Origin of the sequence: Aeromonas veronii bv. veronii (assembly GCF_000820225.1) — a bacterium.
Lineage (GTDB): Bacteria > Pseudomonadota > Gammaproteobacteria > Enterobacterales > Aeromonadaceae > Aeromonas > Aeromonas veronii.
The window spans coordinates 401,780-414,197 of record NZ_CDDK01000031.1; the positions used below are offsets into that span (position 1 = coordinate 401,780).

Consider the following 12,418-nt stretch of genomic DNA (forward strand, 5'->3'; position numbering starts at 1 on the left):
TATGAAAAAGACCCTGATTGCCCTGCTGACCGCGGGAATGTTCGGTGCCATGAGCCAAGCCGCACTGGCTGCGCCCGAGCTGATGGACAAGGTTCTGGCCGTGGTCAACAAGGATGTGGTGCTGTCCAGCCAACAGGACGCACTGGTCAACAAGGTAAAACTCTCCGCCCAGGAGAGCGGCCAGTCCCTGCCTGACGATGCCACCCTGCGCAAGCAGGCGCTGGATCGGCTGATCCAGGAGAGCCTGCAGCTGCAACTGGCAGAGCGCCAGGGGCTGAAGATCAGCGATACCCAGCTGGAACAGGCTATTCAGGGCATCGCTGCCGACAACAAGATGACCCTGGATCAGCTGCGCGCTCAGCTCGCCCGTGAAGGGATGACCTATGCCCAGTATCGGGAAGAGGTTCGCCGCGAGATCCTGATGAACGAGGTGCGCCGCAACCAGGTGCGCCGTCGTATCAACATCTCCGAGCAGGAGGTGAAGCAGGTGGTGGAGATCCTGAAGAAACAGGGTCAACAGCAGAACGAATACCACGTCGGCCATATCCAGATTGCCCTGCCGGACAACCCCACTGCCGCCCAGCTGGATGCCGCCAAGAGCAAGATCGAGCGCATTCTGGCCGCCCTCAAGCAAGGTGCCGACTTCCGCAAACTGGCCATTGCCGAGAGTAACGGACCCAAGGCGCTGGAAGGGGGCGACTGGGGCTGGATGAGCCCGCAAGAGATGCCGACCCTGATGGCGGAAGCGGTACAGGGTGCCAAGAAGGGCGACATCGTCGGCCCGCTGCGCTCCGGCGCCGGCCTGCACATCGTCAAGGTGTTCGACACCAAGGGTCAGCAGCAAGTGATGCAGACCGAGGTGAAAGCCCGCCACATCCTGATCAAGCCCTCCATCATCCTGAGCGAAGAGAAAGCCAAGGGGATGCTGGACGGCATTCTGCACGACATCAAGAGCGGCAAGGCAAGCTTCGCCAGCATGGCGGAGAAGTACTCCGAAGATCCGGGCTCTGCGGTGCAGGGTGGCGAACTGGGCTGGTCTGATCCCAACGTCTATGTCCCCGAGTTCCGCGACATGGTCAACCGTCTGCAACCGGGCCAGATCAGTGCCCCGTTCCGTACCAGCCATGGCTGGCACATCGTGCAGGTGGAAGATCGCCGCAGCCAGGATGCGACCGACAAGGCTCAGGAGCAGCGCGCCTACCAGCTGATCTACAATCGCCGCTTCGTGGAAGAGTCCCAGGCGTGGCTGGATGAGCTGCGTGACGAGGCCTACATCCAGATCGAAGGAGCCGGTAGCTGATGAGCTGCCGTCGCCTTGCCGTTACCCCGGGCGAACCGGCCGGGATCGGCCCGGATCTGGTGCTGCAGATTGCCCAGCAGGATTGGCCCCACCAGTTGGTGGTGATCGCCGATCCGGCGCTGCTGCGCGAGCGGGCAACCCTGCTTGGGCTGCCCATCGAGCTTGAGCCCTACGATGCCGCTGCCCCTGCCCGCCCCCAGCGGGCGGGCACTCTGACCGTCTGTCCGGTCACCCTCGGCGCCTCTGTGGTGCCGGGCGAGCTGAACGAAGGCAATGGCGCCTATGTACTGGCTACCCTGCAGCGCGCCTGTGATGGCAACATGAGCGGCGAATTTGCCGCCGTGGTGACCGGGCCGGTGCACAAGGGGATCATCAACCAGGCCGGGGTCTCGTTCAGCGGCCACACCGAGTTCTTTGCACAGCAATCCAACACCGCCGATGTGGTAATGATGCTGGCAACCGAGGGGCTGCGGGTCGCACTGGCGACTACCCATATTCCGCTGGCCTATGTAGCGATGGCCATCACCGAGGATCGCCTCGGCAAGGTGATCCGGATCCTCAATGAGGATCTCGCCACCAAGTTTGGCATCGCCAAACCCCGTATTTACGTCTGCGGCCTCAACCCTCATGCCGGGGAAGGTGGCCATCTAGGACGTGAAGAGATTGACGTGATCGAACCCGCCCTGGCTACTTTGCGCCAGGAAGGGATCGATCTGGTCGGCCCCTTGCCGGCCGACACCCTGTTCCAGGAGAAATACCTCAAGGATGCGGATGCGGTACTCGCCATGTACCACGACCAGGGGCTGCCTGTGCTCAAATACAAGGGCTTCGGCAGTTCGGTCAATATCACCCTGGGGCTTCCCTTCATCCGCACTTCGGTGGATCACGGCACCGCGCTGGATCTGGCAGGCAAGGGCCTGGCCGATCCGGGCAGCCTTGTCACCGCGATTAACCACGCCATCAAGATGGTAGAGAAAAAAAGATATGAGCAGTAAGGTGCACATGGGTCACACGGCCCGTAAGCGTTTCGGTCAGAACTTCTTGCACGACCGGTATGTGATCGATCAAATCGTCGCCGCCATCAACCCGCAGCCGGGTCAGAATCTGGTGGAGATCGGTCCGGGTCTGGCCGCGCTGACCGAGCCGGTTGCCGCCCAGATGGACAAAATGACCGTGGTCGAGCTTGACCGGGACCTGGCAGCTCGCCTGCGCGAGCACCCGACCCTCAAAGACAAGCTGACCGTCATCGAAGCGGACGCCATGCGTTTCGACTTCGGCACCCTGATGGGTGAAGGCAAGGGGCCGCTGCGTATCTTCGGCAACCTGCCCTACAACATCTCCACCCCGCTCATCTTCCACCTGTGCGAGTTCGCTGATCGGGTAGAAGACATGCACTTCATGCTGCAAAAGGAAGTGGTGTTGCGTCTGGCCGCCGGTCCGGGCAGCAAGGCTTATGGCCGTCTGAGCGTGATGACTCAGTACTACTGCCAAGTGGTGCCTGTGCTGGAAGTGGGCCCGGGTGCCTTCAAACCGGCGCCAAAGGTGGACTCTGCCGTAGTTCGCCTGATCCCGCACAAGAATCCGACCATAGTCGCAAAAGATATTCGTTGTCTGAATCGCGTCTGTACCGAAGGCTTTGGCCAGCGTCGCAAGACCATCCGCAACAGCTTCTCCAACTTCATCACCGACGCCCAGCTGACCGAGCTTGGTATCGATGGCAACCTGCGCCCGGAGAATCTCTCCCTCGAGCAGTTTGTCATGATCGCCAACTGGCTGGCGGATCAGCAACAGGCCTGATCCTGTGGCACCCCCGCACATCGAGATCCGCCCATACCCCGTGTATGTGGCGGGCTCCAAAGACCCTTACCAGTTTCACTATCTGATCGAGATTGAGAATCTGGGGCCCGGCCCGGTGCAACTGCTGCATCGGCGCTGGCTCATCACCGATGCCAATGGCAAGATGCAGGAAGTGGCAGGCCCGGGCGTGGTCGGGGAACAACCCGTCATTGCCGAAGGTGAGACCTACCGCTACCAGAGCGGCGTGCCGCTGGCGACCCCGCTTGGGGTGATGGAAGGGAGCTATACCCTGCAAGATGGCTCTGGTCAGCAGTTTGAGGCGCCCATCGCCCCCTTCACGCTGGCCATCCCCAATATTATCAACTGAGGTTTCATGGCGAACTGTTTTGTCGGTGACATCCAGGGCTGTTACGACGACTTGCGCCGTCTGCTGGATCTTGCCGCGTTCGATCCCGACCAAGACGTGCTCTGGCTCTGCGGCGATCTGGTCGCCCGCGGCCCGGACTCCCTCAATACCCTGCGTTTTGTCAAAGGGCTGGGCAACCGCTCCATCACCGTGCTCGGTAACCACGACTTGCACCTGCTGGCGGTCGCCGATGGCGTTGCACCGCTCAAGAAGAAAGACAAGCTGCAAAGCCTGATGGATGCCCCGGATCGGGATGAACTGCTGGAGTGGCTGCGCCACCGCCCGCTGCTGGCCGAACATCCGGATCTGCCCATCATGATGGTGCATGCCGGGATCTCCCCCGCATGGGATGTCCGCACCGCGCGCAACTGCGCCCGCGAGGTAGAGAGCCTGCTGCGCGGTGACCAGTACAGCTGGCTGCTGCACAACATGTACGGCGACCAGCCCGATGGCTGGAAAGATGATCTGGTCGGGATCGACCGCTACCGCTACATCATCAACACCTTCACCCGGATGCGCTTCTGCTATTTCGACGGTCGTCTCGACTTCAAATGCAAGAAGGGGCCCAAGGAGTCGACCCCGGGGCTGCGTCCCTGGTTCGAACAGCGCGAACACCACGTGGATGACCCCATTCTGGTGTTCGGCCACTGGGCGGCCCTGATGGGCAACACCGGCAAGAGCGATATCAAGGCGCTCGATACCGGCTGCGTCTGGGGCAACAGCCTCACCCTGTGGCGCTACGAGGATGATGCCCTGATCACCACCCCCTGCCCGGTTCACGCCAGCTAGAAAGTGCGCAGCAATCAGGCGATTGCTGCCGCACGGATGGCCACAACCCGCTCCAATAACAAAGCCCGGCTGGTTGCCGGGCTTTCTGTTTTAGGTTCCCTGTTTTCCGGCGAATGAAGTTACAACTTGCGCCCCAGCCGCTTCTCGATCTGGCGCCGCTCCCACTCGGGGCCAAACAGCTTGAAGGGCTGAAACACCCGAACAGCATGGGAGGCAAGACCCAGCCCCCAACCCAGGGTTGGCCACCATGCCCAGATGTACTCCGGATTGCTCAGGTAGTTGATGACAAACAGCCCGCAGATCACCACCACGTAGCTGGCGACATGGTGATAGAAGCCCTTGAGCTCCTCCACATAGCGCATTGCCGCCCGCTCCTCTGCCGATACCTGCACTGCATCCGGCCCCATAGTGTCACTTCCTCTCATCTCGCGCTCCTGTTGCTCTGACCCATCCAGTTGAGCCACATCGAGTTCAAAGACGGCGGCCAGGGCCTTGAGAGATTCCAGTCCGGGTTGCTGCCCCTGCTCGATCCGCTGGATAGTGCGGACACTCAAACCAGTCAACGTTGCCAACTGATCCTGAGACCAACCCCGTTGCAATCTCAACTTCCTGACGATCATCTCGAACTCCTTGTGGTAATTGACAGGGCCAGCATAGGGCTTGCGCCGCGAAAGGTGACACGACAGATAGCCGACATCAACCTGACAACTCTTTAAAATCAATTAGTTGAATAAACATAAAGAGATATAAGGTCAAGCTCTGCCACTGCCCGGATGTGTAATCACAGGCTCTGCATCAGCTCGGCGGCGATTTCAAAGGAGCGCAGTCGGGCCTGATGATCGACGATGGGCCCATTGAACATCAGCTCATCGGCACGGGTTTCCGCCAGCAGCGCCTTGAGGCCGTGACGAACCTGCTCAGGGTCGCCCACCAGAGATCGGGCCAGGGTCTGCTCCATCGCCATCAACTCACGAGGTGCCCACTCATCGCCAAGCTGGACGACCGGCGCGGGCAGCTTGCCCGCATCACCGCGATGAAGGCGCAAGAACTGCTGCTGCACGGTAGTGAACTGGAAGCGGGCCTCCCGCTCGCTGTCGGCGGCGATCATGTTGATGCAGACCACCGCATGGGGCTTGGGCCAGTGCGCAGAGGGGCGATACTGGCTGCGGTAGATCTCCAGCGCCTGCAGCAGCATGGCGGGCGCGAAATGGGAGGCAAAACCGAACGGCAAGCCCATCGCCGCAGCCAATTGGGCACTGTAGAGGCTGGAGCCCAGCAGCCAGATGGGCAGATGCAGCCCCTGCCCGGGTACCGCCTGCACCGCACCAATCTCGTCGCCAAAGTAGCTCATCAACTCGCGCACATCGGCCGGAAAATCATCCACCTCGCCGCTGCGCATTCGCCGCAGCGCCCGCATGGTGCGTTGATCGGTCCCCGGGGCGCGACCAAGGCCGAGATCGATGCGATCCGGATAGAGCGAAGCCAAAGTGCCAAACTGTTCGGCAATCACCAGCGGCGAGTGGTTCGGCAACATGATGCCACCCGCGCCGATCCGCAGAGTGGTGGTGGCTTCGGCCAGATGGCCGATCAGCACCGAGGTAGCGGCACTGGCAATGCCCGGCATGTTGTGATGCTCGGCCAGCCAGTAGCGCTGGTAACCCCAACCCTCGGCATGGCGGGCAAGATCCCGTGAACGGCGAAACGACTCGGCAGGCACGGAACCTTCGGCAACAGGCACCAGATCGAGCACGGAATAGGGGATGGCAGACATAAATACACTCCATTGCATCACAATTTGCTAACAGAGGGGCACTCTAGCATGAGATGTTCGAACGGAACACATCTGCCCTGCAGGAGCGCACGCGCCAGATGCAAAAAGGCCACCCCGCAAGCGGGATGGCCTTTTTCAGCACTACGACCTGATCAGAACAGCAGGTGTGCCACCCCGGCAATAACCGGCAAGGTAACCAGAGTGCGCAGCAGGAAGATAACGAACAGCTCCCACAACTTGACCGGGATCTTGCTGCCCAGCAGCAGGGCGCCCACTTCCGACATATAGATCAGCTGGGTCACCGACATGGCGGCAATCACGAAGCGGGTCATGTCGCTCTCGATGGTCGAGGCCAGCACCGCCGGAATGAACATGTCGGCAAAACCGACCATGATGGTCTTGGACGCCACTTCCGCCTCAGGCAGTTGCAGCAGCTCCAGCAAGGGGACAAACGGAGCACCAAGCCAGTTGAAGATAGGGGTATGTTCGGCCAGCATCAGGGCACAGGTACCGATCGCCATTACCACCGGCAGCACGCCAAACACCATATCCAGTGCATTCTTCACCCCTTCCCGTGCGACTGCGCCGAGATCAGTCATGCTGTCAGCCTTGGTCAGCGCCCGCTCGAAGCCATAGCTCATCACGCTGTGCTGGTGTGGCACGGCTTCCTGCTTGCGGCACAGGGGAGTGCCATCGGCATAGATGTCCTTCTTCCAGCAGAGCGGTGGCAGACGCGGCACCACGATGGCGGCAACCACCCCCGCCAGACAGACGGTCAGGTAGAAGGGGACGAACATGTGCTCCAGCTTCACTTGGGAGATCACCACCAGACAGAAGGTGATGGAGACCGCAGAGAAAGTGGTGCCAATCACCGCGGCTTCACGCTGGGTATAGAACTTCCCTTCGTACTGCTTGCTGGTCAGCAGGATGCCGACGCTGCCATCACCAAGCCAGGAGGCAAAGCAGTCCACAGCCGAACGACCCGGCAACCGGAAGACAGGACGCATGATGCGGGTCATCATGGTGCCGACAAATTCCAGCAGCCCGAAATCGAGCAACAACGGCAGCAGCAGGCCGGCAAAAATGAAGACCGAAAACAGCACCGGCAGCAGATCGTTGAGTACCAGTCCACCGGTTGCGCCGGAGTAAAGCACCTCTGGCCCCACCTGGAAGAAGGTCAGCAGCACGAAGATACCGCCCAATACCCGCACGCAGGCCCAGAAAGGGGAGACATTGAACAAACTGTTGAGGAAAGGACGACGCACCAGAATCGCTGGCTTGAACAGCCAGGCAATCACCGTCATCAGCATGGTGGTGGTGATCACCGCACTGACCATGGCGACCAGATAATCGGCAAAAACGCGCTGTACCAGCTTGGCCAGCACGGCCACCGGGATGGTGACGTTACCGTCATAGACGACCGGCGTCATGAACAGCAGGATCCCGATAAGTGACGGAACCAGAAACATCAACAAATTACGGCGAGTATTGACCGCAGGTGCTTCGAGACTCTTTTCCAACATGATATGACTGCCCTAATGTTACTTTTCCCTAGCTCGGCCAACCTGCGTATTCATGCATTAACCGGCAAAACGGGCGCAAGAATACTCTAAAAAAATGCACAAACAAGCCCTTAAGGCAGAAATCTGCGCATAAATATTTCCACAGGTAAACCTTCCATTAAAACAACAAGATACAGCGGCGCATATCGATTCAATCGACATCGCCAGATGATTGTTTCGTTATTGTTAATTTTGGTGGGCAGTATAATCGGTTATCAGTAGCAGGCAATAAGTGACATCACAAATATACCTAATGAGTTGCTGCTCGATAGACATAAAAAAACCGGAGCCTGTTCAGGCTCCGGTTTTCAATGAGAGTGACGGGGATCAGTCACGGACGTAGATGACTTCAACGCCATCATCTTCGTCGTCATCCCAATCGTCATCATCAAGCCCTTCATCGAAGGCAAGAGAGGCAGCCAGTGCTTCCGCTTCAGCCTTGGCCAACTGGTTCTTGTGGTAGTCGTCCCACTTGAACTCCACCTTCTCGATGGCGTCTTTGGCATCTTCCGCCAGCTGACGGGGCATGGTATCCAGCAAATCCAGAATGTCGTAGCAGACCTTCTTGGTGCCTTCCTTGCTGATGGCAGTGATGGCATAGACCGGACCTTCGTGGTTCAGGGCCGTCTTGACGCGATCCATCACCTCCTGGGCTTCCTCTTCCAGGATCAGATCCATCTTATTAAACACCAACCAGCGCGGCTTGCCAGCCAGTTCCGGGCTGTACTTCTCCAACTCCTTGACGATGGTCACGGCATTTTCAGCAGGATCGGAGCCATCAACCGGGCAGATATCCACCAGGTGGATCAGCACGCGGCAACGCTCGAGGTGTTTCAGGAAGCGGATACCCAGACCTGCGCCTTCGGCAGCACCTTCGATCAGACCCGGGATATCGGCGATCACGAAGGAGCGGGAGTTCTCACCACGCACCACACCCAGGTTCGGTACCAGGGTAGTGAAGGGGTAATCAGCCACTTTCGGGCGAGCCGCAGAAACGGCGCGAATAAAGGTAGACTTGCCTGCGTTGGGCAGACCCAGCATGCCGACATCGGCCAGCAGCAGCAGCTCCAGCTTCAGGGTACGCACTTCACCCGGAGTACCGTTACTCTTCTGGCGGGGAGCACGGTTGACGGAGCTCTTGAAGCGGGTGTTGCCCAGACCGTGGAAACCACCTTTGGCAACCAGCAGCTTCTGCTCGTGGTGGGTCAGATCCCCCAGCAGTTCACCGGTATCTTCATCGGTCGCCCGGGTACCGACCGGCACACGCAGGATCTTGTCCTTGCCGCGGCGACCGGTACAGTTGGCGCTCTGGCCATTCTCACCGCGCTCAGCAGCATGGAAGCGCTCGAAACGGTAGTCGATCAGGGTATTGAGGTTTTCGTCGGCGATCAGATATACGTCGCCACCGTCGCCGCCGTCACCGCCGTCCGGACCACCGTTGGGAATATATTTTTCACGGCGAAAGCTTACACAACCGTTACCACCGTCACCGGCATCGACTCGAATCTGGACTTCATCAACAAACTTCATAGGTAACCGTCACCTTAATTCGAAAAACCGATACGCAATTATAGTGGTACAGACCCCTGCGGGCGATACGCATCTTGCCAATCATGCCCGTCAGAGCCAAAGTCAGCTGCGTTCCGTTTTTTCGTCAACGACATCAGAAAGACGTCAGAAAAACAAAAGCCCCGCCTGTTGGCGGGGCTTCGGATCCTTGCGGTCCGTAATTACTCAGCAACGATGCTAACGTACTTACGATTCAGCGGACCTTTAACTTCGAACAGGATTTTACCAGTCGCGGTTGCGAACAGGGTGTGATCCTTGCCCAGACCAACGTTGGTGCCAGCGTGGAACTTGGTACCACGTTGACGAACGATGATGCTGCCAGCCAGAACTGTTTCGCCGCCGAAACGCTTCACGCCCAGGCGTTTAGCTTCAGAATCGCGACCGTTGCGGGATGAACCGCCAGCTTTTTTGTGTGCCATTTATCGGACTCCTCTAATTAAGCGCTGATGCCAGTGATTTTGACTTCAGTGAACCACTGACGGTGGCCCGCTTGCTTACGATGGTGCTTACGACGACGGAACTTGACGATAGTCACTTTCTCGCCACGGCCGTGAGCCACAACTTCAGCTACAACCTTGCCACCTTCAACGAAAGGAGCACCTACTTTAAAAGTGTCGCCTGCAGCAACCATCAGAACTTCGTTGAAGTCGATGGTAGCGCCAGTCTCAACGTTCAGCTTTTCCAGACGAACGATTTGACCTTCGGCCACACGGTGTTGTTTTCCGCCGCTTTGGAATACCGCGTACATTTGATTAACTCCGTAAAGGCATGTCTTTTGCTCAAGGCTAGACATGCGCAAAAACCTATAACAATGGGCGGGCATTCTACGCAAATCGATCTGCTCAGGCAAGGCCAATTTAGCAAAAAGTTTATTTTGTGCGCATATCTGCCGCCGTGGATAAACGCCTAACTGTAACCCATTGTGAAATCGTGTAGAATCCCTGCCATTACTAAAATCGCAGTTATTGCTGCTGTCACGTTACGAGACTTATGGACCAACAGACTATCCGTGCGCTCTGTGCCGCCGACATGACGGCGGTCAATGAACTGATCCTGGCCCGACTCCAGTCCGACGTTAGTCTGATTAATCAGCTGGGTTTCTACATTGTCAGCGCCGGCGGGAAACGGATGCGCCCCATGCTGACCGTGATGGCTGCGCGTGCGCTGGGCTATGAGGGTGAGGATCACCTGAAACTGGCCGCCATCATCGAATTCATTCACACCTCTACCCTGCTGCATGACGACGTGGTCGACGAATCCGACCTGCGCCGTGGCAGGGAGACCGCCAACGCCATGTTTGGCAATGCCGCCAGCGTGCTGGTCGGTGACTACCTCTATAGCCGTTCCTTCCAGATGATGGCCGAACTCTCCAACCTGCGGGTGATGGAGATCCTCTCGGATGCCACCAACACCATCGCCGAAGGGGAAGTGTTGCAGCTGATGAACTGCAACGACCCGGATACCACCGAAGAGAGCTACATGACGGTCATCTACTGCAAGACCGCCAAGCTGTTCGAGGCCGCCACTCGCCTTGCAGCCGTGCTGACCCATCAGCCCGAGCCCGTCGAGCAGGCCATGACCGATTACGGCAAGTATCTGGGCACCGCGTTCCAGATCATCGATGACGTGATGGACTACTGCTCCCAGAGCGAAGAGATGGGCAAGAACGTCGGCGACGATCTGGCCGAAGGCAAACCGACCCTGCCGCTGCTGCGCGCCATGGAAGTGGGTACGCCGGAAGAGCGCCAGCTGGTGCGCGATGCCATCGAGCACCGCAACGGCATGGAGCATCTTGAGCAGATCCTCGGCATTCTCGACCGCACTGGCGCGCTGGAGTACTCCCGCATGCGTGCCAGAGAGGAGGCCGACAAGGCCATTGCCGCCCTCGCCATCCTGCCTGACTCCCCGCACAAGCACGCGCTGGAAACACTGGCCCACATGGCCGTGCAGCGCAGTGCCTGAGTAAACGACATGCATGAAAAAAGAGGCCGTTGGCCTCTTTTTTATTGTCTGCTATCTGCTGAACTGTGCATTGCGCCAGACTCAGCGACTCAGCATCCAGAGGATCACGCTACCCGCAACCACTAACGAGCCGCCGATACGGCGCAACTGCTCCGGTGGCTGATCGCTCAGCAGCCGCAACATCTGCTGCCATGCCCTTGGTATCAACAGCGGGCCGAGCCCCTCGAACAACAGCAGCAATCCCAACCCCATCAGCATGGATGTCAGCATCCGACCTCCTTCAATGCAACCAGCCCCCTGGGTCGACGGCTGGCGTTGGCACCAAAAACAAAAGGGTCTGACAATGCAGACCCTTTGAATGTAACCTCGTGGCGATTACTGCTTGGTGCCGTGAGGAGACTTGAGGTAACGGAAGAACTCGCTGTCCGGCTTCAACACCATCAGGTCGTTACCACCGGCGAAGCTCTTGCGATAGGCCTCCATGCTACGCACGAAGCTGAAAAACTCGGGGTCTTTCTTGTAGCTGTCGGCATAGATCTTGGCGGCTTCCGCATCCCCTTCTCCGCGCAGCTGGCGAGCGTTACTCTCGGCGTCGGCGATCATGACGGTCACCTTGCGGTCGATATCGGCACGCAGGATTTCAGCCTTCTCGCGACCCTGAGAGCGGTGCTCACGAGCCACAGCGGTACGCTCGGCGCGCATCCGCTGGTAGATGGAGTTGGAGACTTCCACCGGCAGGTTGATCTGCTTGATCCGCACATCCACCACCTTGATACCAAGCTCGGAGGAGCGTGCCATCTTCTTCAGGGCATCTTCCATCACGGTACTGCGCTCACCGGAGACGATGTCCTTGATGGTGCGGTTACCGATCTCGGAACGTAGACCGTTGTTGATCTTGCGCTTGAGCAGGTCTTCAGCCTGCAGCTTGTTGCCACCACCGGTTGCCAGGTAGTACTTGGAGAAGTCCTCGATCTTCCACTTCACGTAGGAGTCGATGATCAGGTCTTTCTTCTCGGAGGTGACAAAACGGTCGGCCTGGCTGTCAATGGTCTGGATGCGGGCATCCATCTTGCGAACCTGGTCGATGAGCGGCACCTTGAAGTGCAGGCCCGGCTCATAGAGGCGGGGTTCACCGGAGTCAACCCGCTTCACCTTGCCAAACTGCACCACAATCCCCTTCTGACCTTCATCAACGATAAAGACAGAAGAGAAGCAGACCATGGCCGCGACAGCGATTGCACCAATAGCTAGCTTTTTCATCT

Annotated in this window: 14 protein-coding genes; 6 read left to right on the plus strand and 8 right to left on the minus strand. The window is 58.6% G+C overall.

The window, feature by feature from the left end; all coding sequences use genetic code 11:
- Window position 1 precedes the first annotated feature (1 nt).
- From surA to BN1139_RS14535, 5 genes are read left to right on the plus strand one after another with little or no spacing between them, the layout of a single operon-like run.
- On the plus strand, window positions 2-1,300 hold the full coding sequence (gene surA / locus BN1139_RS14515; RefSeq protein WP_005349338.1) for a peptidylprolyl isomerase SurA: 1,299 nt from the start codon (window positions 2-4) through the stop codon (window positions 1,298-1,300).
- Entirely contained in the window at window positions 1,300-2,295 is a 996-nt protein-coding gene (pdxA, locus tag BN1139_RS14520; protein ID WP_005349322.1) for a 4-hydroxythreonine-4-phosphate dehydrogenase PdxA, read from the plus strand. The genes surA and pdxA overlap by 1 nt, the downstream gene beginning before the upstream one ends.
- Window positions 2,285-3,097: a 16S rRNA (adenine(1518)-N(6)/adenine(1519)-N(6))-dimethyltransferase RsmA gene (rsmA, locus tag BN1139_RS14525; protein WP_005339016.1), complete on the plus strand. Its 813-nt coding sequence runs from the start codon at window positions 2,285-2,287 to the stop codon at window positions 3,095-3,097. The genes pdxA and rsmA overlap by 11 nt, the downstream gene beginning before the upstream one ends.
- A gap of 4 nt (window positions 3,098-3,101) precedes the next feature.
- Window positions 3,102-3,464: a Co2+/Mg2+ efflux protein ApaG gene (gene apaG, locus BN1139_RS14530; protein WP_005349321.1), complete on the plus strand. Its 363-nt coding sequence runs from the start codon at window positions 3,102-3,104 to the stop codon at window positions 3,462-3,464.
- 6 nt (window positions 3,465-3,470) lie between these two features.
- A complete protein-coding gene (locus tag BN1139_RS14535; protein WP_005349319.1) occupies window positions 3,471-4,292 on the plus strand; it encodes a symmetrical bis(5'-nucleosyl)-tetraphosphatase in 822 nt (273 codons plus the stop codon).
- A gap of 119 nt (window positions 4,293-4,411) precedes the next feature.
- Here the strand turns inward: BN1139_RS14535 and BN1139_RS14540 are convergent, their stop codons facing one another.
- From BN1139_RS14540 to rplU, 6 genes are all read right to left on the minus strand, one after another.
- Window positions 4,412-4,912 (minus strand): 2TM domain-containing protein, encoded by a 501-nt coding sequence (locus BN1139_RS14540; RefSeq protein ID WP_005349317.1) that lies wholly within the window; start codon window positions 4,910-4,912, stop codon window positions 4,412-4,414.
- Window positions 4,913-5,073: 161 nt separating this feature from the next.
- A complete protein-coding gene (locus BN1139_RS14545) occupies window positions 5,074-6,063 on the minus strand; it encodes a luciferase-like monooxygenase (RefSeq protein ID WP_005349315.1) in 990 nt (329 codons plus the stop codon).
- Window positions 6,064-6,215: 152 nt separating this feature from the next.
- Window positions 6,216-7,586, minus strand: coding sequence for a YjiH family protein (locus BN1139_RS14550; RefSeq protein WP_005349298.1), 1,371 nt, complete (start codon window positions 7,584-7,586; stop codon window positions 6,216-6,218).
- 366 nt (window positions 7,587-7,952) lie between these two features.
- Window positions 7,953-9,155: an Obg family GTPase CgtA gene (cgtA, locus tag BN1139_RS14555; protein WP_005349285.1), complete on the minus strand. Its 1,203-nt coding sequence runs from the start codon at window positions 9,153-9,155 to the stop codon at window positions 7,953-7,955.
- 200 nt (window positions 9,156-9,355) lie between these two features.
- Window positions 9,356-9,613 carry a 50S ribosomal protein L27 gene (gene rpmA, locus BN1139_RS14560; RefSeq protein ID WP_005339028.1) on the minus strand — a complete coding sequence of 86 codons (258 nt, stop codon included), beginning with the start codon at window positions 9,611-9,613 and terminating at the stop codon, window positions 9,356-9,358.
- Window positions 9,614-9,630: 17 nt separating this feature from the next.
- Window positions 9,631-9,942 carry a 50S ribosomal protein L21 gene (gene rplU, locus BN1139_RS21040; RefSeq protein ID WP_005304210.1) on the minus strand — a complete coding sequence of 104 codons (312 nt, stop codon included), beginning with the start codon at window positions 9,940-9,942 and terminating at the stop codon, window positions 9,631-9,633.
- Between the two features lie 242 nt (window positions 9,943-10,184).
- Between rplU and ispB the strand changes: the two genes are divergently transcribed.
- Complete coding sequence (ispB, locus tag BN1139_RS14570; protein WP_005339034.1) at window positions 10,185-11,156, plus strand: octaprenyl diphosphate synthase; 972 nt, start codon at window positions 10,185-10,187, stop codon at window positions 11,154-11,156.
- 81 nt (window positions 11,157-11,237) lie between these two features.
- Here ispB and BN1139_RS14575 read toward each other — a convergent pair whose 3' ends face one another.
- Both BN1139_RS14575 and hflC read right to left on the minus strand, forming a co-directional pair.
- Window positions 11,238-11,426, minus strand: a complete 189-nt coding sequence (locus BN1139_RS14575; RefSeq protein ID WP_005349283.1) for a DUF2065 family protein — start codon at window positions 11,424-11,426, stop codon at window positions 11,238-11,240.
- Between the two features lie 105 nt (window positions 11,427-11,531).
- Window positions 11,532-12,416: a protease modulator HflC gene (gene hflC, locus BN1139_RS14580; protein WP_005339038.1), complete on the minus strand. Its 885-nt coding sequence runs from the start codon at window positions 12,414-12,416 to the stop codon at window positions 11,532-11,534.
- Window positions 12,417-12,418: the final 2 nt, after the last annotated feature.